This is a genomic window from Nocardia sp. CS682 (genome assembly GCF_004634405.1).
Classification (GTDB): Bacteria; Actinomycetota; Actinomycetes; order Mycobacteriales; family Mycobacteriaceae; genus Nocardia; species Nocardia ninae.
On the sequence record NZ_CP029710.1, the window covers coordinates 5,632,950 to 5,653,464 of the forward strand.

Below are 20,515 nucleotides of genomic sequence, written 5' to 3' on the forward strand. Positions count from 1 at the left end.
GTATGTCCGGGCGGGTGGGGGCGACGCGAGTAGGCCACTACTCGAATACGGTTGGCGCACCACGCGGTTCGGGCCCGCGTCACCCGCAGCGCGACGAGCACGCGCCTCGGGAAAGTGTGTGTGGTGTGCGAATTCCCTTGCGGCAGGTAGTCGCTTGGCGGCGACACCGGCGGCGCGAAAGATCGTCAGAAGTCGCTCAGTTGTCGCGAAGTTCGGCGCGCAGCACCAAAGTCACTAGGGGAAGGTCGAATTCGCCCTCCGCCGTCTCCGGCCTGCTGCGCAGGTATTCGGTGACGCGGCGCAGCACCTCGGCTCGTTGCTGCGGTGACACCACCAGGGTGTGCGAATGGGTGCCGATGGTCGCGGTCAGCGACTCCGCGGTCCGCCGCTGGGTATGCGGGAACTCGGCGCGTTCGAAGATCTCGAACAGTGCGTGCTCGGGTAGCTGCGCGTCGCCGAGTTCCGGCGGTGGGGCGGACGCGTCCGAGCGGGCGACCCGCCCCAATTCGGCGACCCAGTCCACCCGCATGTCGTCGGTGTTCCACAGCGCCGCGAAGGTCCCACGCTTGCGTAACACCCGGGCGAACTCCGGAAATGCGCGCTGCTGATCGAACCAGTGAAAGGCCTGCCCCGCGACGATCGCGTCCACCGACCTGTCCGGGAGCGGAATCTCCTCCGCCGATCCCTCCAGCGCACGCACCCCCGGCAGTCGCCGCATCAGCTCGACGCGCATGCCGTCGTCGGGTTCCACGGCGATCACCGACACGCCTGCGGCGAGCAGCCCCTCGGTGAGCTTGCCGGTGCCGGCCCCGAGGTCGACGACGATGGGCGCCGGTACGGTCGGCACCGCCTCCAGCGCCCACCGGATGGCCGCCTGGGGATAGTCCGGCCGGTGTTCGGCGTAGTCCATGGCGTGGGCGCCGAAGGAGGAGGCCCGCCGCGCATGCAGGGCACGCTTGCTCGCATCTCGATCAGTCGTATTCCCCATGCGCCCACCCTAAGTCCGGGCTGCCGCCGCGCGTGCGAGATTTACGACGCGCCTGGCAACCGGCGCACGCCCGCGGACACCTCGGCGGCCAGGTCGTCGTAGCCGACGGCCAATTCCGCGAGCCGCTGCCAGGCGTCCCACAGGTCCCACTCGGAGGCACTCGCCAGCGCGGCGTAGGCGTTGGCGGTGAACTGGGCGAGTCGGTCGATCACGGCACCGACCGTCTCGGTGTGCACGTGTGCGGCACCGTGCGCGGGCGGCAGCTGGACGGTGATCCAGCGGTCGATGTCGCGCACCAAACTCGCTCGGAGCGCGTCGATTTCGTCGGTGACCTCACGACCCGCGCCCAGCCTGCGTTCGTGCAGCGTGGTCAGTTCGTGCGCGCACCGCAAAAGTGGGTTGTTCTCCGGGTGCTCACCTCGGCACGCTTGCAGCACTTGATGTTTCGCGGGAAGTTGGCCCGTCGTCATCGGATACCCGTGTTCCGGCACGAGCGCACGGTGTCCACGATCGACGTGCCGGAGGGCCGAAAGCGGTTCTCCGGCGCCACAATCCACTCGCGATACCCGGCGTGCACATCGGCGGGCGAGGGCAGCGCGATCTCACCACCGATCGGCACGATCGAGACGTTGAGCCGGAACAGTTCCGCGAACAGCCGTACGTCGTCGGGTAGATCCGGCCGGACCAGGAAGGTCCAGCGCTTCGAGCGGACATGAGAGATGACGGGGCCCAATGGATTTCGATGATGTATCAAATCGTCGTGGACCTGCTGACCGAGCGCGGCGGGCATGGTTATCGCGCCGACGAATCCGGCGCGGACGATGATCCGGCCGATCTCCGGAAGGAATCCGGCAGGGAGGTCGCAGGTGTGTCGGTAATAGGCGCATCGGGCGGCTGGGGTTTCCGCCAACGCCAGTTGGTCCATGAGAAGAGCCTCGACTAGCATCGTGTGTCTGGTGAAGCCGCCCGAGCTGGTGCGTTATGGACACTGAGGGTGACCTACAACACCGTTCGGACGTGATCTCAGTAGAGCACTCCATGGCAGGGCATAAACGTTCCGTTCAATTAGTTCTCGAGAAGTTTGCCTAGGAGTTTCGCGCCGTCTGCCAGGTTGACGTGCAGATGCACGGAGCTGCCCGCCGCCACTGGATTCCCGGCGTCGGCGCGCGGCGCAAGATTGCGAACCCGAGGTACTTTAATCCTTGATTTTCGGGCGACCCTGATGCCGAAGCGGGCATGCACCCACCCCGACGTCGCACCCCGAGTCATCCCCGAGGCGTACACCGTGATCCAGGAGGGCGTAGCAAATTCAGGGTTAGTCACCGATGCGCTGCGGAGAGCTCGTCCCTACGCTGATGAGCATGACAACGATTGCTCTAGCTTCCGCCCCGGCCCTGGCCAGCACCGCCGAGATGGCGGGCTCTATCGCCCTCGGTGCTTTCGCCGTCGCCGTCGCGATCGGCGCCCTCGTCTTGTTCATCGCGGGAGTGGTGAGCGCGCTACGGTCCAGCAACTACGAGGCCGCCGGCAAAGCGATCTGGGTGCTGCTGATGCTCGCGTTCCCATTCCTCGGCCCGGTGGTGTGGTTCATCTGGGGCCGCAACTCGACCATTCAGCCGATGCGGCCGAACACCGCCCGCTGACCACTCACGGCGTCGTACGGAAGAACAACACGCGATCACCGTGCTCGGCGAGCGGGGTGGTCGCGCTGATCTGCCGGAGACCGCTCGACGGAAGATAGGTGAGGTTGGCGAACATCTGGGTGTTGCCGAACGCCGCACGCAGCTTCGTCTCGTTGGCGCGGTCGGCGTTCAGATCGGCCAGCATCTTGAAGTCCAACGGCGCCAACGGTTTATCCAGCGGCGCCTGCCCGGCCGGCCGGCCGAGCGCGGCGTACTGGGTCGCCGCGCCGTGTTCGTACCAGCACAGCTCGTAGGCGACGTGCTCGGTCACCGTGATCGCGGCCACCGGCCAGTCCTGGGACAGTCGCATCGCGAGCGGATGCTTGCCGACCGGCGTGAGCTCCCAATTCAGGCTCATCACCGTCACCCAGCCGCCGTAGGGCTGATCGATCAGCACCACGTCGTCGCCGAGCTGCTCTGCGGTGTTGACCTCCGCGTCGGTGATCTTCCAATGTTGTTCGTGCTCACCGAGGTAACTGGCTCGATCCATCGGATAGGCGTCGTCGGTCGCGTACGCGCCGATGATCGCCGCGCGGATCTGCGCGATCGCATCCGGCACCGGGCAGTACACGCTCAGCGCCCCGAAACTGGTGCCGATCTGCACCGGCATCGACGGCGGGTCGGGCTCCGCGCCGGGCAGCAGCGGGCGCAGACCGACGAGGGCCAGCTTCCAGTTGAGTTCCTCGACGGTCGACAGATCGCCCGAGGATTTGAACAGGATCTGCTGCTGGGTCAGCCGTCCGGCCTGCTCCAGCGTGCGGCAACCGAGCTCCGCGAGCGCCTTGTACGACTTCGGGGTCAGATCGAGATCTTGAATCCCGCACGCGCGCAACCGGATCGACATGCTCATCGAGGTGAATGCGGAATACCGCTCGCGATACATCGAGAGGGCCTGTTTGCGGGACCGGCCAACCATGAGGGTCCGCAGCAGCGTGCTCAAGCTGGCCAGGTACTTGCCCGAGAGCTCCGGATTCGCCGCCGCCAGCGCCGCGCGAATCCGGGCCGCCTCCTCGGTGGCCGCGACGGCGGCGTCCTGATCGAGGCGCCCGAGCCACACGCCACACTTCGACAGCCCGTCGGCGCACAGTCCCGCGACCTCCGGATGGATGCGTGCCACTTGCCGGTACGCGTCACACGCGCGCCGGATGGTGGTGGTCGCAAGTTCCCGGCGACCGCTGTGCCTGGCCGCGAGCTCGACCGACCGCAACGCCTCGTTCAACTCGCCCGCCAGGCGTGCGTTCAGCACCTGTCCGGTGGACAGCAAACGCAGCCGGATACCGACCGCCTCTTCGGCGGGCGCCAGCGCGTCCCTGGTCCGGTCTCGTACCGACCCGTCGGTCTTGGTGGCGATGAAGCCCTTCGCCAGATCGGCGAGCGAGGTGGCAAGTCGCAGATCCGCCTCGATCGAACGATCAAGCGCCGCATACCGATCCGCGGCGACCCGACGCTCCAGCGCGTCCAGATCCATCGCGTCCCTCGTTTCCAGCATGATCCTCCGCTAACCGGCGGCATCGCGCCACCCGCACCTTCTGCGCACGAGTCTGTCACGGTTACCGGCTCGGCGCACGAGGATCTTCTGCGGGTGCTGTGGGTGGGGTGTGCTTCGGACCGGTGGTGTCGCTCAACCTTCCAGCAGCAGTGTGACCGGGCCGTCGTTGACCAGCTCGACATGCATGTGCGCGCCGAATCGACCGGTGGCTACCGTCGCGCCGAGTTCGCGCAGCGCTCGGGCGAACGCCTCGACGAGGGGCTCGGCGACCGGACCCGGCGCGGCCGCGTTCCAGGACGGCCTGCGGCCCTTCGCGGTATCGGCGTAGAGCGTGAACTGGCTGACCACCAGGATCGGCGCGGCCAGGTCGGCGGCGGAGCGTTCGCCGTCGAGAATCCGCAGCCGCCATACCTTGTCGGCGAGTGCCTTCGCGGTCGACTCGGTGTCGCCGTGCGTGGCGCCGACCAAGGCGACGAGCCCGTGCGGAACTCCCGAGGCCGTCGGATCTATCCGGCCGACGATGTCGTGGTCGACGCTCACTTGGGCTGAGGTCACTCGTTGCAGTAGGACGCGCACAGCCATTGATCATGCCGCGCGGCGGGGCAGTGGCAGCAGTGCGCCTCGGCTACCACAGGGAACGAGGCCGAATCTCGTTGGCCAAGTCGATGAGTGCATAGCGATGCAGCCGATTCGGTGTCGTGCGCGCTACCGCGCGCAACACCGACTCCAGTCCGCCGCGCAGACCCGCCTCGGTATAGCGGAAGCCGAGGATCGTGGTGGGGGGCGCTTCCGGTCGCCCACCCCTGTTCAACCAGGCCAGCGCGGCGCCGAGGACTATCGCCCGCAACTGCATCAGGCGCGGCTCGTCCGGTAGCGCGTGCAGGTGCGCCGCTGCCGCATCGAGGTCGGCCTGGGTCAGCTCGTCCACCGGTCTGGTGACCAGCAACAGGCACGCGGTCATCCGGGCGGCATTGTGGTGCCGCGAGGAATCCGGCACCTGCTGCATCGTCGCGACGGCGGTGGCGATATCCCCGTCGACGGCCAGCCGTCGCACCAGACCGAACGCGGCACTCGCCACACCGCGGGTATTTCGCCAGACGGAGCGGTAATGCTCCGTCGCCGCCCGGTGCCACCGATCCGGCTCGCCGGGGTTCTCCTGCGTCTGCAAGAGGAGCTCGGCGGTGGCGGCGAGCGCGAGCAGCGGCGCGATCTCACCGGGGACCATGGAGTGCACGCGATCGAAATGCTCGTACGCCGGTTCGTACTCGGCGCTACACAGTTCGGTGATGCCGGTGTACCAGTCGATCCGCCAGTCCGTGCGATAGTCGGCCCGCAAGCGCGCCAGGCTTTCCCGCGCCTGCTCGACCTCCCCGAGGTCGAGGTGCGCCCGCACCGCGGTCAATGTCCCTTCGAGGTCGAAGCTTTCGGGTGTACCGACGACTCCCGCGCTCATGTCGGCGGTGCTCTGGCGCAGTGTGTCGAGCGCTTGCCGCGGATCACCGTGCAACAACGGCGACAGCAACTCCGCACTCGGATCCTCGCTGTCGATCAACGGCACCGGCAGCGCGGCGACGACGCTCGCGGTATCGAGCACGGGCAGGCGATGGGCATCGTCGACGAAGCCGACGTTCTGCCGGATCAGCGTGTCGATACCGAAATCGCCACGCGGTGAACCGAATACGGCGGAAGTCTGCGGATACTCGCGGTTGGTGTCTTCGGCAAGGACCGCGCGCAGCACGCCCGCGAGCTGGCGGTACATCGCGTACGCGGAGGGAAAGCGCTGTGCCGGATCGGGATCGGTGGCCCGCCGCAACAGCCGTTCGAACGACGGATAACGACGCAGCACCGGTTCTTCGTCCGCCGACGGAATGCCGGGGAGTTTCGGGCCGCGCGGTTCGGTGGGCATATCCAGGGTCAGCGCGGCCAATGTTCGTCCGACAGTATGGATGTCGGAGGCCACGGTCGGGCCGGTCTGGGTGAACTCCGGGGCCTGGTACCCGTGCGTGCCGTAGAGGCTGCCGCCGGATTCCCTGGCCGCCACCGCGCCGAGGTCGATGAGTTTCACCTCGTCCTCGGTGACCATGATGTTGTCGGGTTTGAGGTCGTTGTAGGCCAGGCCGAACGAGTGCAGGTAGTCGAGGGCGGGCAGCACCTCCATCACATAGGCGATCGCCTCGGCGACGGGAATGCGTTCCGGCGCACGGAGATCGAGCATCGTCTTCAGCGACTGCCCGCCCACGTACTCCATCACGATGTACCCGCACGGAATGCCCTCCGCGGACCGGTGTTTGACGAAGTTGAAGATCTTCACGATCCCCGGGTGCGCCATCTCCGCGAGGAACTGGCGCTCGGCCAGCGCCACCACGTGGGCTTCGAAGTCGAGCGGGTTCTGCAACCCCTTCAAGACCACCCAACGGTCGCTGACATTGCGATCGAGGGCCAGGAAGATCCAGCCCATCCCGCCGTAGGCGAGGCAGCCCTGCACCTCGTACTGACCGGCGATCAGATCGCCGCGGGCCAGCAGCGGCCGGAAGTTGAACGGTGAGCCGCAGCGGGGACACTTGCCCGCCGTTGCGCCGTCACCGTTGTCGGCCGAGCGGCCGACGGCCTTCTGGCATTTCCAGCAGAATCGCTTGTCCTCGGGCACTTCGGGATTGCGCAGCATCGCGGTGGCCGGGTCGACCAGCGACACCCGCGGTAGCTCGACAAGCCCCGCGCTGAGCCTGCGCACACTGCGGGACCGAACGCTGCGGCTGGAGCGGGTTTCGGCCTCCGAGGAGATCGAATCCTCGTCGTCGGATGACCACGCCTCGGTCGCCGATACCCGTCGGGTCGCCCAGGGGAAGGTGGCTCGGTACGCCATTTCGGTGGGGTCGCGAATCAGTGTGCTGGAGCGGGCGACGGGGAGAGGATCGTCGGAGCCACTGAAGTCCGGCATTCGACCCTCTCAACACCCACGAAGACAACATCGGGCCGACACCGCCACGCCCCGCAGCCCCGGTGGGTCGCCGAGCTGCGGAGCGGGGCGGGACAGGTCGGCCTTAGCGCGATTCTGCCTCATCGTGCGGTGTCGTGCCGTTGCTTGCGCCGGATATATCGGCGATGCGGTGGTCGCGGTGCTCCAGTGGGCGCTCGGCCAGCACCGGGAACGCGCCGGTGAAGCCGACGCGGATCGCCGCGACATGCAAGACCCGGCGCCGCGCGAGGAACCAGCCGCCGACGAGGGCGGGAACCATGATCACGCCCATCGCGATGACGGCGCCGCGCTGCACGTCGCTGTTGCTGAACAGCATGAGCAGCACCACCGCGGCGAGGAACACCAGCGTCGCGATGCTCGTGTACGGCGCGCCGACCAGGCGGAAGGCGGGTCGTACCAGCCGTCCCTCGCGGGACCACTGCCACAGCTTGAGCTGGCAGAGCACGATCGCCGCCCACGCCGTGATGGTGCCGAGAGCCGACATGTTCAGGACGATCTCGAAGGCCTTCTCCGGGACCAGGGCATTGAGTCCCACACCGACGAGCGCGACGGCGCCGGTCGCGAGAATGCCCACGTAGGGCACGCCGCGCCGGGACATCAGCGCCGCCACGTTGGGCGCGCTGCCGTTCATGGCCATCGACCGCAGAATCCGGCCGGTCGAGTACAGCCCGGCGTTGAGGCTGGAGAAGGCCGCGGTCAGGACCACCAGATTCATCATCGTGCCCGCACCGTCGATGCCGATCTTGGCAAAGAAGGTGACGAAGGGGCTCTCGCCGGGCTTGAAAGCGGTGTAGGGCAACAGGAGCGAGAGCAACACCAGCGAGCCGACGTAGAACACCGCGATCCGGGCGATGACCGAGTTGATGGCGCGCGGCATGATCTTTTCCGGGTTCTCCGCCTCACCGGCCGCGGTGCCGATCAATTCCACTGCGGCATAGGCGAAGATGACGCCGGTGGTGCACAGCACGACCGGAATCAGGCCGTTCGGGAGCAGGCCGCCGTTGTCGCTGATCACGCTGATGCCGGTGTTGTTGCCTTCGATCGGGAACCGGCCCGCGAGGAAGAAGGCGCCGACGATCAGGAAGCCCATGAGCGCGATGACCTTGATCAGCGCCGCCCAGAACTCCATCTCGCCGAACCACCGCACCGACACCATGTTGATGCTCACCACCAGCGCCAGCGCGATGAGCGCGATGGTCCACTGCGGGATGACCTGCAGGCTGCCCCAGTAGTGCACATAGGTGGCGATCGCGGTGATGTCGACGATGCCGGTCATGCACCAGTGGAAGAAGTACATCCAGCCGACCCCGAACGCCAGCTTCTCGCCGTAGAACTCGCGGGCGTAGGAGACGAACGAACCGGAGGACGGTCGATGCAGGATCAGCTCACCGAGCGCCCGCAGGATGAAGAACACGAACACGCCGCACACCGCGTACGCCAGGAAAAGCCCCGCCCCGGCCTCCTTCAGCCGCCCGCCCGCGCCGAGGAAGAGCCCGGTGCCGATCGCGCCACCGATGGCGATCATCTGTAGCTGCCGTGGGCGTAGCGCCCTGTGATATCCCACATCCTCGGCGTGTAGCGCCCGCGCGGCCTGCTCCTGCGTCGCTGAGGGAGGTCGAACGATAGTCATGCGTGGCCTTTCCTGTGACGGCAGTCATAGCGCTCAATAACGTACCGTTAAATAACGGCACGTTCAATAGACGTACATGATTGTCATCTGAGGACACGAGATCGTCATCTGGCGAGAGCTAACGGCTATCGGAGGGCAAACTGTTTCGGACGGCTTCGCTCGGCACATCGGCTCGGGAGAGCGGGCTCAGCGAACGGCCTGCGGTCCATGGCTGTGGCGTAATGGTGAAGTACCGCACCCTCGGACCAGGGATCAACCCACGTTTCGGTGTGGTTTCCTTGAGATATGGCAGCGGGTACGGAGTTTACGATCGACGAGCTGGCGCGTGAGGCGGGTACGACCGTGCGGAGCCTGCGCGTCTATCACGAGCGTGGGGTGCTGCCGCCCCCGCAGGTGAAGGGGCGCACCGGCTTCTACGGGTCCGACCATCTCAACCGGGTGCGCACCATCGGCCGGTTGCTGGATCGGGGCATCAAGCTGAACGGCATCAGGGAACTGCTCGAGGCGTGGGATCGCGGCGACGACCTGGGCGACATCCTCGGCGTTCCGGAACCGGAGGCCCTCGCGCATGTCGCGATGCCGACCGAGACCGCGGTGCCGATCCACCCCGATGCGCCTCCTGCGGTCAGTGAAATGGTCATTGCCGCAACGGAACTCGCGGATCTGTACCGTGATGTTCCGCAGGGGCTCGCGCGGGTCGTCGCGTCCGGTATGTACGAGCCGCTCGACGCCGCCACCTATCGCGTGGCGGATCATCAGCTCGTTCGGATCGCTCAGCAGTTGGCGGCGTCGGGTGCGCCACCGGCCCAGGTGCTCGACGAGGTCGAGCGGTTGCGCGGCGATTGCGACCGGATCGCGCGTCGTTTCGTAGACGGGTTCGAGCGCACGGCGTGGCGGGCGTTCCGGCAATCGGGGCGCACGTCGGCGGATCGGGCCGAACTCGCCGAGCGTGTTGCCGCCGTTCGGGTTGTGCCTGGTCAGGTGGCGGCCGAACTGGTCGATCGATTCGTCGCCAAATATCTCGAGCGCGATATCCCCGAGTTGGCTGACGAGTTCCCGGGTCAGTGAGAAGAAGCGGGCTTACCCGAGGGCTCTAGCGCGCCTATAACTTGCCGCTGGACAGCGGTACGTTGTTCAATGTAGCGTCGGGGTTGGGATCTGGGGGCATGCGCAAAGCGACGCCAAGCTGAGCATGCCCCCGGAACCTTATGGCCGGGCCGCTCGCGCGAGTGTCCGCTCTCCGGCTGCGGCGTGCCGCGCTCGCCGGCGCTCCTAATGATTACGTGACCGCGCCGTCGTCGGCCGGTTCTCGAGTGCCAACTGATAACTCTTCCGATGACCGAGTATTCGCTTGTCGGGTCGAGCAGCTGCAACGTCTTGCGCGACGCCACTTCAGCGGGCCGCAACATCTTGTGCGCCAACGCTTCGGCAGGGCCACCGGCCAAGTCGACAGCGCATGCGGCAATTAACCGGGCCGTGAACTCGATTCCTCCGCTGACCTCGGCAGCTACCCGCACTATTCGGCCCACCGCGGCCGCTCGCCGAACATCAACGCGTATAGCACATTTCGCTGGATCGACGGCTAGGTGTACCCACCTGTTGCATGTAACTGTCGCGGCACTCTCCGTTCATGTGCGGGCAACAGGGGAGTTGCTATCGACTGTCATCGTCGGAGGCGTACGAGCTGAAGTGGGTGCGGGTGACCGCACGTACGCGGAGGGAACGCGGTGGCGGACAAAGTCCAGTACGAGTCGGAGCTGTTCTTCAAGGCGGCCAAGAAGACCGGAGACGCACGCGACCGGATCAACGGGGTACTGAACACCTTGCAGTCCTCGATCAACTCCCGTGGCAACCCTTGGGGCAACGACACACTCGGCCGCAGCTTCGCGAACGGGGCGGATGGCTCCGGCGGCTACACCTCGTCGCGGGACAACATCATCATGGGCGCGCAGAACATCGCAGGTTCGCTCGGCAACTTCTCCACCGGCCAGACCAAGAGCGCCAAGCTGCTCGAAAAGATGGAGCGCGGCAACCGCGATGGTTTCAGCTGACCCACGCTTCGTGCGCAGCTGAGGACCGGGCAAGCCGAAGCGCGTCCGGTCGCCGAGATCGTCGCCTGCGGCGGCCCGGATACCGTGTCGCGCTGCTGACAGCGGGATAACCGAACATGATCGAACTACCTGGCGCGCTGCAATGGCTAGAGCCGATCGTCGGCATGGAGTGGCCGGAGGGCAACGAGGACCAGATGTGGGCGCTGGCCCAGGACTGGCACACCGCCGCCGACGAGCTGCGCGCCGTGCTCTTCGATATCGACGCGGCCAAGAGCGCCTCGCTGACCGCCTACCCGGTCGGCGAGGGCGTCGAAGAGATGATCAAGGGCTTCGACAGCATGCGGTCCGGCGATGGATCGGACCAGGACCAGTCGGTGCAGAAGCTGGCCGAACTCTTCGACCAGATCGGTGAATCCGCGCACAGCGTCGGCACCGAGATCGAGTACGCGAAGCTGATGTACTGGAGCTCGCTCGGCCTGCTGGCCGCCGAACTCGCTGCCGCGTGGCTGTTTCCGCCCACCGCGCCCGCGGTGCAGGCGGCCGCGATCGGCATCACCAGGGTGGCGGTGCGCATCATCGGCCAGCGGGTGGTGGCCGCGATCATCCGGCACGTCGGCAAGCTCGTCGCGTCGAAGTTCGCGAAATTCATGCTGCGGCACGTGGCGATCGATACGGTGCTCGGCACACTGCAGGAGCTCGGCGTCCAGCAGTGGCAGGTATCGCAGGGGAATCGCAAGGAGATCAACTGGGAGCAGGTGGCGGTCACCGCCGTCAGCTCGGCCGCGGGCGGTGCGGCGGCAGGCCCATTCGGCGATTGGCTCGGCAACAAGCTCAGCGCGGAAATGAAGCCGTGGATGCGTGCCGCGATCACCGGGCCTGCCGCCGGGTTGGTCGGTGCCGGAGCGGGTTTCGTCGCCGCGACCGCCACGCAGTTCGGGATAGACGCCGCCCAGAACGGGTGGGGGGATGCGTGGGACAACCTGAAGAACACGCAGGTCGACTGGCGGATGTTCACTGCGGGCGCCTCGAATGGCGCGATGTCGGCGGTGAACAAGGTTGGGGCACAGCATGCTTGGGGGAACATGCGGCCGGAGATGTTCAACAGGTCCAGTTTCGGGTCCCGGTTCGACGATGTCTTCACCACGGCGGGCAGTGACGGTTCGAGCTCGAATGACGGTGCGCGCGTGGGGCTTCGGACCGACGGTGCCGGGTTGCCAGCTGGTGCTGGGGATGGCAGCGGGCGAGGCACGTCAGGTGACGATGGCCGGACTGGGGCCGGCAGCGACGGCCGGGGCGCCGGAGGTGGCGACGGCCGGGGATCGGCGGGTGACAATGGCCGCAGTGCCGCGGGTGACGACACGATCCGGCCCGCCGGAACTTCGGATGCCGACGGCAGGGGCGCCGAGGGAGATGCCGGTGCGCGGCAGGCTGGAGCGGACGCGGCCAACGGCCGGGACTCGGGCGAGGCCACCGGAACAACCGATAGGTCGGGCGACGGCAGGGGATCGACCGACGATGCCGCACCGAACGATGCCGCAGATCGGTCGAGCGACAACACATCCCGGGGAGAAGACCGCGCCGCTGGGGATCAGACATCGGACACCCGTTCCGCCGGTGAACATCAACCGCGGGCTGGCGATGGCAGTACACGATCCATCGATGGCGCACCCGCGAGTGTCGACCATATTGCCGCACAGTCGGATTCGGCCGACGCGGGAACGCAGCGGGCAGGAGTTGCGCCGGAGGCGGATGCCGTGCGCGGGGCAGGCTCCGACGGTCTGATCGACGCGGCAGCTACCGGCAATGACCCGGTTTCGGTGCACAACAACGTCGGTGACGGCCTGGCCACCACCGCACCGGCCCATGCCGCACCCACCGCAAACCCAGCAGCTACTCCCGCGCAGCCGACCACGGCGAATCCCGCCAGTGGTGGCGAAAGTCGGAGCACCCCAGCATCGTCCAATGTTCCTCGCACGGCATCGCCGGACCTACGCGCACAGACCGGTTCCGACGCACCTCGGGTCGAGCAACCGCGCACGCAATCGGGTCTGGAACCGCGGGCTGGCGCCCCGGACAGCCGCCCTGCCGGCGAGCCCCGCCCGGTGGGCGATCGACCTCGGGCCGGCGACCTCCGCGCGGACGGCACCGACTCCGCCGCAGAGTCGAGCCGCACGGGCCTCGCAGACACGGCGGCGCACGGCACAGACCACCGGTCGGCGCTGCAGTCCGAGTCCACCGGTCAGTTGCCCCCGCGCCTCCGCGCCGAGGCGGACGGCTCCGCGCCGATACGGCAGATGGTCGACCCTGAGTCCGCGGTACCCGCCGATGGTCCGCAACCTCGAGATGCGGGCGATCCGTCGGCTCTCGACGCGATCGCCCTGCTGCCGCTGGCGGCGGTCGCGGGCGCGGAGTCCGCGCCGCGATCGGATCGGACCGCCCACCCCGAGACCGTCGCACGCTCCGACGACGACGGCGACGCCGCGCAACCTGATCCGTCGCACGCCGACCATCCGCGCGACTGTGCGGTGCGCAGTCTCGAATTGATCCGCAGGCTCACCGGCAGCTCGGTGATCGAAGTGCCGACCCGGGAGATCGGCCCGGATGGCGTGTCCCAGCGTGAAATCGAGCAGGCGGCTCAAGCGCCGCTGCTAGATGTAGCGAATCACAACGAGATTCGTGACGCGCTGATGTATGAGACGAGGCCGGACGGAAGTTTCGTTCTCGACTCCGACGGCAACCTGATCGAGCGCCCCGACGGGGTGGCCGCACTGGTCGTGGACGTGTACGGCAAGGTCGACGAGCATAATGTCGGCGCGCACGCCTACGTGCTGGTCAAGGAGAACGGCGAGATCGTGGTGCACGATCCGACGGTCGGACTTCCACGCCCCTTCCCGCCGATCCTGCCGGGCTCCGACTATCCGGTGCAGCTCACGCGCACGATCCTGTTCGATGAGAACGGAATTCCGCAGCAGCGCGCGGATGCCGAGGTGCCGCCACGGCAACCGGCACTGCGCAACGTCGACGTCGGGCAACGGCCCCCCGCGCCGGACGGCGGACCCGTCGAACCGGCCTCGGGCTCGAACGGCGGCGGGCGGAAGCCACCCATCGAACCGCCCGCTTCTCCCGGTGACCCCGGCGACGACTCGTCATCGAAACCGAAGCACGACAACGACTCCGGTGAACCCGCCGTGCTGGAACCGGACTCGGTGGTGGTGGCCGACAACGCCCATCCGCTCACCCTCGACATCAACGGTGAACCGGTGCCGCTGGCGCTGCATCCGTACGGCGAAGATCGTTGGCGCGCAGTACCCGCCGACGAGAGTGACCCGCCTGCTCGGCATGAGGCCTCGGGTGAAGTCGAGAAGAAATCCCGAGTTCGCAACGCGTGGGAACGCTTTCGGGACCGGACCTACGTACGCGGCTATCAGGGCGACAACCCCAAATACCCGTCCGGCTCCGGTGAGGACGGTCGCGGACAAACGGCCCTGCGTGATGGCGCCGTCGCCGCGCCGGGCCTGTTCGATCCGCCGCCCCCGGCCCCCGCCCCGACCCCGCTGCCCAACCCGGACGTCCCGACCATGGGGCCCGCCCCCTCTCCGGAAGGATCGGGCGGCGCACCCAACGTCGCTCGCATCCTCAAAGAGGGCGCGACGATGTGGCTGAACCGGGAACACGTCCCCATTCTGGGACAGCTGTCGGGACGCGTTCCCGACGCGGCGGGTGACTACGTAGCGCCGCGCACTGCTGACGGTGCGGAGTACCGGTTCTGGGTCAGCGACGCCGACCCTGAGCTGGTTCGGCAGACCATCACCGATCTGTATGAAGTGCAACGGATTTCGGCAGAGGAAGCCAGATCCGTCCTCGAAGACGCACTCACCGTTGCCGATCCGGATCAGCGTCAGCGGATCGTCGACGATATGGAACGGCTGGGGCTGATCTCCGAGGAGGAGGCCAGAGCACTCGAGCAGGAACCGCCCCCGCCGCCGGAGCCGGTGGCCGAGCCGGATGGGTCGCCACCGGAAAACGAGTCGCTGTCCGAGCTGGCGGCTCGGCTCGGCTTCGATCTGCCCGACGAGGATCCGGCGACGGTCCGCAGGCTCATCGACGAGCAGGAGTACCGCACGCTGCGCGAAGCCGCGGCGATCGAAGGACTCGCGGACGCGTACCGGCGCTACAACGAGGAACAGACTCGTCCGTACACCACAGCGGATGTGGCAGGCCGAGATTCGCGACCGGCGCTCGGCGAGGGTGAGCAGCGGAATCGGCCGCCCGGCGAACTCGAGGGGCCCGACGCCCGCAGGCGCGACGAGGACGACGACGAGGACTTCCTTCTCGACGACGACGATTTCGACGAGTCCGACCAGCGTCCTGTCCGACGCGGCGAGCCGGACCCAGCCGGTCAGCCCGTCCCTTATGCCGACGAAGTCAGTTTCTTCGACGAAAACCCGATGGGCCGGTTCCTCAAAGAGATCAATGCGGCCTTCAACGGTTCGCCCGGCGTGCAGAACTACACTCCGGTCGGTAATGGCGCGGACCCACTGAAGGAATGGGGTGATATCGGGCCGGAGGACGACGAACTCGGTCGTGACCAAGGACCGCGTGCGTTCTTCGAGCATGCGCTGCGCCGCGATCAGCTCCGGGACGAATTGTCTACCTGGGCACAGATGTTCGGGCTCGACCTGGACACGCTCAGCACGCAGCTCTTCGACCAACTGCGAGCTGAGAACCAGGCACGCGCCGAGCGGGTCGCCGAATTCGCCGATGCCGCCGAGTTCCGCCTGTATCCCCGATCGGACGATCAGCCGCCCATCGGGCAGCCGTACGGCGACCAGGTCGTCCGCATCCCGGTCGGCGAGGGCGTGCCGGATCGGCTCGTCGTCATCGATGGGCAGCAGGATCGCTCCGCCGCACTGGCCAGAGCGCTCGCCGAGAACCCGGACCTCGCGCAGGCGCTCGATCGCGGTGAAGTCCAAGTGGATTACCACTCCGCGCGCACGGACCGGTCCGGTCGGATCTACCTCGACCCGGTCGATACTCCCGACGTCTACCACCATCGGGAAACCATCGATGGCCGCGAGCTCGCGGTAACCCTGTTGCGCGACAGCGACGGTCAGTGGCGGCCCGTCGTGCTCGACCCGGCCGACGTACCGCGCAGTGAACCGACCGTCGGGGATGCTCCGGAAGCACCGCCGCGACCCCGCGCCGAAATCCTCGGGGAGCTCGTTGATCTGGCGCGGACACTCGGGCTCGGCCCGGAGTCGCTGCACCCCGATCGGCTCGCGCAGACGATCGCGGATCTGAAGCTGGACAACGCCGTTCGCGCCGGGCAGATCGAGGCGCTCGCCGACTTCGCGCGCTCGATGAACGACATCGCGTCCTTCAACGACGTCAGTGATGCGCGTAGCCAATTGGCCCTGCGCCTCGGCATTCCCGAGGCGGAGCTGACCCCGCAGCGCCTCGCGGAAGGGCTGACCGACAGCGACTTCCGCAATGCGTTGCGGGCACAGCAGGTAGCCGACCTCGTCGCCTACGCCAAGCAACTCCGCGATCTCGACCCGGCCGCCTTCGTCGCCGCCCGCGACCAGCTGGCGCAGCGGCTCGGCGTGGCGCCGTCGGAGCTGTTCCCGCCGAAGTACACCAAGAACGAAGCCGGCCGCCTGGTGCACGGGCTGGACTCGAACAGCCTGGATCCGAAGAAGCTGCGCAAGCTGCTCGCCCGGATGGAACGCGACGGCAAACAGGAGCTGCTGACCGACGCGCTCACCGAGTACGCGGACGCACTGATCAGGAGCGACCCATACTCCGACGTGCCGCGCGGTGACCTGTCCGCCGATCCGCGGGTGACCGGCGAGCCGCCGGTGCACGACCCAGACGCGATCCACGCGCTGCGCGACATCATCCGCGACGCACTGAGTTCCGGGGATCCGCTCGACTTCGGGCAGACGCTCGCGGACCACCCGGGACAACGGGACGGCGACGGTGCTTGGGATCGCGACAGCGACCCCGCGAGCAGCAGACCCGACCCCAACCGGGACTGGGCCCGGCTGGTCGGCGTCGATCTCGCCGGTGCCGATGACGCCACATTCCGCAAGGTGTACGAGGCGTACCGCGATGGAAAGATCGAGAAGCACGAGGGGCTGAGCCCCACCGAGCTGGCCGCGGAAATCGCGAAGATGCGAGACGAGGTGCTTGCGCGGGCGGCGCAGATTCGGGATCTCGCCGACCTGGCAGCGGAGTTCTACCGAGCACCGGAGTCCCTCGGGTCGAGCGACGAGACCGGGCGTCCCGGTGACGGTTCCACCACGCCGCCTCCGTCGGGTGGACCTGGCGAGAACGGGCCCGCCCCGACCTCGAACCCGAGTGATCCGCCGCCCCGCCGACCCGGATCAGGTGGTGCCGGCGAACGACCGGGTGGCAACGGTCAGCCACTCGTAGAGGCACCCGGGACGAAAGCGGACGCAACGGCTGATAGCGCTGCGCGACAGCCGAATTCGGAGAGTCCACCCAGCGACCCCGATCGTCCGGCGGAGACGCCGCTGCCTGCACCCGAGGACCCGCCCACCAGCAAACCCGAAGTACGCGACGACCGATCCGGTTCGGACACGCAACCGGACGGGCGCTCGCGGATCGATCAAGCGTTGGCGCGGGAGTTGGCCGCCCTCGATGAGTCGTATCGGCGTCACTCGGAGCATGCCGACGCTGAGCTGCGGCGGGTACTGGACCATCTCGAGCAGGTCGGTCGCGATTTGGCAGGTCGGCCCGACGCGGGTGATGTTGTGCCGGAGACGGATTCGGCTGCCCCGCCGTCGCGGATCGACGCGGCGTTGGCGCGTGAACTGGCGAAGGTGGACGAGGCGTACCGGCGTCATGCGGATGAAGCCGACGCCGAATTACAGCGGGTACTCGATCGTCTCGAGCAGGTCGGACGGGAAATATCCGGTCGCACCGACGGGCATGACGTTGTGCCGGAGTCGGATTCGGCTGCCCCGCCGTCGCGGATCGATGAGGCGTTGGCGCGTGAGTTGGCCGCCGTCGATGAGTCGTATCGGCGTCACGCGGCGGAGGCCGACGCCGAGTTGCAGCGGGTGCTCGATCATCTGGAGCAAATCGGTCGCGAGCTCGCAGGGCAACTCGATACCCATAACGTTGGGCCAGAGCCTGATTCAGCCGACCCGAAGTCCGGAATCGATGCGGCGCTGGCGCGTGAGCTGGCGAAGGTGGACGAGGCCTACCGGCGTCATGCCGACGCCGCCGATGCCGAACTGCGGCGAGTCCTGGACCACCTGGAACAGATCCGCAACGACCTCGCTGCCCAGGGGGAACACCAGCGCCTGATGGCGGACCTCGAGGACGCACACCGCGAAATATCCGCCAAATTCGACGAACTCGCGCGGCGCGACTCCCATGGACCTGAGGAAGAACCACCCACAACCGCCGTCCCACCACAGGACCCGCCGCCGGACCCGACGGGATCGGCGGGCCGCGTCCCACCGGTGCATCCGGAGCCCGCCGCGGGCCAGGATCCTTCGGCCACCAACTCCGAGCCGTCAGCTAGCCGGGAGCCCGAGACCGACCCGGACGGGGCAACGACCCGAGTTCCGTCGCAGCACCCGGATCCTGCTGCGGGCGGCGATCCGTCGGTCGACAACACTGACCCGACCGCCAACCGTGAATCCGCGACAGATCCCGCCCCCTCCCAGCGCACGCCAGGATCGGCAGACGAATCCGCTCCGAGACCCGAACCCGCCGGGGGCGATCCACGTACGAATCGCGGAGACGCTGGCGAACCCCCGGAATCCGATACCAGCCAAGGAGATTCGCGCCCCATTCCGCAGTTGCCCGGCCGGGCACTGAGGTCGCACATCCCGCACCCGCCCAGGGACTACGAGTTCGAATTCCCCGAGCCGTTGAATTCGGCCCCGAAACCATGGCCCGTCCCTGACCCGCAACCACAACCACCAACTCCGCCCGAACCCCCGCGTCCGCCGGTGCCTCCGCGTCCGCCGGTACCGCCGGAGCCTCCGCGTCCGCCGGTACCGCCGGAGCCTCCGCAGCCGCCGGTGCCTCCGCGTCCACCGGTACCGCCGGAGCCTCCGCAGCCGCCGGTGCCTCCGCGTCCACCGGTACCGCCCGAACCTCCGCAGCCGCCGGTGCCTCCGCGTCCACCGGTACCGCCCGAACCTCCGCGCCCGCCGCTGCCTCCGTGGCCACCGGTGCCGCCGAATTTGCCTGACCCGCCAGATCTGCCGCTGCCGCCGGACTTGCCGGTGCCGCCGGATCTGCCGGTGCCGCCGCAGTTGCCAGAACTGCCAGAATTGCCGTCACCTCCCGAGGTGCCGGTGCCGCCAGATTTGCCTGCGCCGCCGAATTTGCCGGTGCCGCCGAATTTGCCTGTCCCACCGGACCTGCCGCTGCCTCCTCATGTGCCTGTTCCGCCGGGTGTGCCGGTGCTTCCTGAGGTACCGGAGCTGCCGGATCTGCCGTTGCCACCGGGTTCGCCTGTGCCGCCGCAGGTACCGGGCCTGCCAAATTTGCCGTTGCCGCCGCAGGTTCCGGTGCCGCCGGGTCTGCCTGTGCCGCCGCCGGTGCCGCCGAATTTGCCTGCCCCGCCGGACCTGCCATCGCCGCCTCAGGTGCCGGTGCCGCCTGAGGTACCGCGCCCGCCGCTGCCGCCGGGTTTGCCATTGCCGCATGAGCTGCCGGACGTACCGTTTCTGCCGGGTTCGCCTGTGTCGCCGCAGGTACCGGGCCTACCCGGTTTGCCGGTGCCGCCCCAGACTCCGGTGTCGTCGGATCTGCCGCACCCACCGCAGCCATCCGGTTCGCCGAATCCGTACGAGGTGCCGCTGCCAACGGATTCGCCTGCCGGCCCGCAGCTGTCGAATCGACCGAACCTGCCTGTGCCGCCCGAGCTGCCGAACCTGCCGCAGGCACCGGAGCAACCCGGGCCTCCTCAAGCGTGGGCACCACCATCGACGACATCTCCGCACCCGTCGACCCCGTCCCCGGATCTATCCGCCCCGCCTGGTTCCCCGCCACCGTGGCCACCGGGGTCATCGAATCCGACACCGGCCGAGCTGATTCCACCCGGATCGTCGCTGCCGCCAGCGCCACCCTTCGCTCCGCTGCCGCCCATGAGTGGTGCACCGCAGGCGGGTGGCAACGGCAGTCGTAACGGCTATGGCCGGCGGTCGTACATCAGTGACAACCGCAGCGGCACAACGATTGTCGTGCGTCCTTACGTCGGCTACGGCGTGTTCGCCGAGTTCGATCCGGCAACCGGTGCGCTGCGCGCGACCCCCGCCGACATGAGTCGCCTCGGCGGCGTCTACGGCGATCTGGGCGAAGTCCCGGTGGTGCTGTACCGCCACCACGGCAGGCTGGCCCTGCGTATCGGTGACCGCGACATCGATCTCGACGACCCGGTCACCGTCGACTGGTACCCCGCAGATCAGCGCAACACCAGATTCGTTGTCAGCGTCGCGGGCATCGTGGCCGCCACATCGACCTACCGGTCGCTGCCCGCCGACATGGATCTCGGCTTGCTGGTCCGTGACATCGTCGCCGATCCGACCCGCCGCGCCACCATCTTCGCGTGACTTACCGGGGCACATGACGGCCGAAAAGATACGCCCGTCATGTGCCACAACACAGCAGTTAGCGCCCGCTTTTGTGCACTCTGCCGAGTTGCTGTAACC

At 67.8% G+C, this 20,515-nt stretch carries 11 protein-coding genes; 4 read left to right on the plus strand and 7 right to left on the minus strand.

Annotation, left to right across the window (positions count from 1 at the left end; all coding sequences use genetic code 11):
• Positions 1 to 196: 196 nt before the first annotated feature.
• From DMB37_RS25370 to DMB37_RS25380, 3 genes are read right to left on the minus strand one after another with little or no spacing between them, the layout of a single operon-like run.
• A complete protein-coding gene (locus DMB37_RS25370; RefSeq protein ID WP_135234814.1) occupies positions 197 to 988 on the minus strand; it encodes a class I SAM-dependent methyltransferase in 792 nt (263 codons plus the stop codon).
• A 41-nt stretch (positions 989 to 1,029) separates the two neighbouring features.
• The gene (locus DMB37_RS25375; protein WP_107654166.1) at positions 1,030 to 1,458 is read right to left on the minus strand and encodes a DUF4254 domain-containing protein; all 429 of its coding nucleotides are present in this window, start codon (positions 1,456 to 1,458) and stop codon (positions 1,030 to 1,032) included.
• Entirely contained in the window at positions 1,455 to 1,913 is a 459-nt protein-coding gene (locus DMB37_RS25380; RefSeq protein WP_135234815.1) for a DNA-directed RNA polymerase subunit beta, read from the minus strand. The genes DMB37_RS25375 and DMB37_RS25380 overlap by 4 nt, the downstream gene beginning before the upstream one ends.
• A gap of 436 nt (positions 1,914 to 2,349) precedes the next feature.
• Here DMB37_RS25380 and DMB37_RS25385 point away from each other — a divergent pair, with 436 nt between their 5' ends.
• Entirely contained in the window at positions 2,350 to 2,631 is a 282-nt protein-coding gene (locus tag DMB37_RS25385) for a PLD nuclease N-terminal domain-containing protein (RefSeq protein WP_240771649.1), read from the plus strand.
• A gap of 4 nt (positions 2,632 to 2,635) precedes the next feature.
• Here the strand turns inward: DMB37_RS25385 and DMB37_RS25390 are convergent, their stop codons facing one another.
• The 4 genes from DMB37_RS25390 to DMB37_RS25405 all read right to left on the minus strand — a co-directional run bounded on the left by DMB37_RS25390 (position 2,636) and on the right by DMB37_RS25405 (position 8,766).
• The gene (locus DMB37_RS25390; protein WP_240771650.1) at positions 2,636 to 4,159 is read right to left on the minus strand and encodes a hypothetical protein; all 1,524 of its coding nucleotides are present in this window, start codon (positions 4,157 to 4,159) and stop codon (positions 2,636 to 2,638) included.
• Between the two features lie 132 nt (positions 4,160 to 4,291).
• Positions 4,292 to 4,735 (minus strand): D-aminoacyl-tRNA deacylase, encoded by a 444-nt coding sequence (gene dtd, locus DMB37_RS25395; RefSeq protein WP_135237824.1) that lies wholly within the window; start codon positions 4,733 to 4,735, stop codon positions 4,292 to 4,294.
• A 49-nt stretch (positions 4,736 to 4,784) separates the two neighbouring features.
• Positions 4,785 to 7,097: a serine/threonine-protein kinase gene (locus DMB37_RS25400; RefSeq protein WP_135234816.1), complete on the minus strand. Its 2,313-nt coding sequence runs from the start codon at positions 7,095 to 7,097 to the stop codon at positions 4,785 to 4,787.
• A gap of 103 nt (positions 7,098 to 7,200) precedes the next feature.
• Positions 7,201 to 8,766: an amino acid permease gene (locus DMB37_RS25405; RefSeq protein WP_135234817.1), complete on the minus strand. Its 1,566-nt coding sequence runs from the start codon at positions 8,764 to 8,766 to the stop codon at positions 7,201 to 7,203.
• 285 nt (positions 8,767 to 9,051) lie between these two features.
• On the opposite strand from DMB37_RS25405, the gene DMB37_RS25410 reads away from it, so the two are divergent.
• The 3 genes from DMB37_RS25410 (at position 9,052) to DMB37_RS40660 (ending at position 20,416) form a co-directional block, all read left to right on the plus strand.
• Complete coding sequence (locus DMB37_RS25410; RefSeq protein WP_135234818.1) at positions 9,052 to 9,834, plus strand: MerR family transcriptional regulator; 783 nt, start codon at positions 9,052 to 9,054, stop codon at positions 9,832 to 9,834.
• Positions 9,835 to 10,493: 659 nt separating this feature from the next.
• Positions 10,494 to 10,817, plus strand: a complete 324-nt coding sequence (locus tag DMB37_RS25415; protein WP_135234819.1) for a hypothetical protein — start codon at positions 10,494 to 10,496, stop codon at positions 10,815 to 10,817.
• Positions 10,818 to 10,933: 116 nt separating this feature from the next.
• Positions 10,934 to 20,416 (plus strand): hypothetical protein, encoded by a 9,483-nt coding sequence (locus DMB37_RS40660; RefSeq protein ID WP_167768933.1) that lies wholly within the window; start codon positions 10,934 to 10,936, stop codon positions 20,414 to 20,416.
• Positions 20,417 to 20,515: the final 99 nt, after the last annotated feature.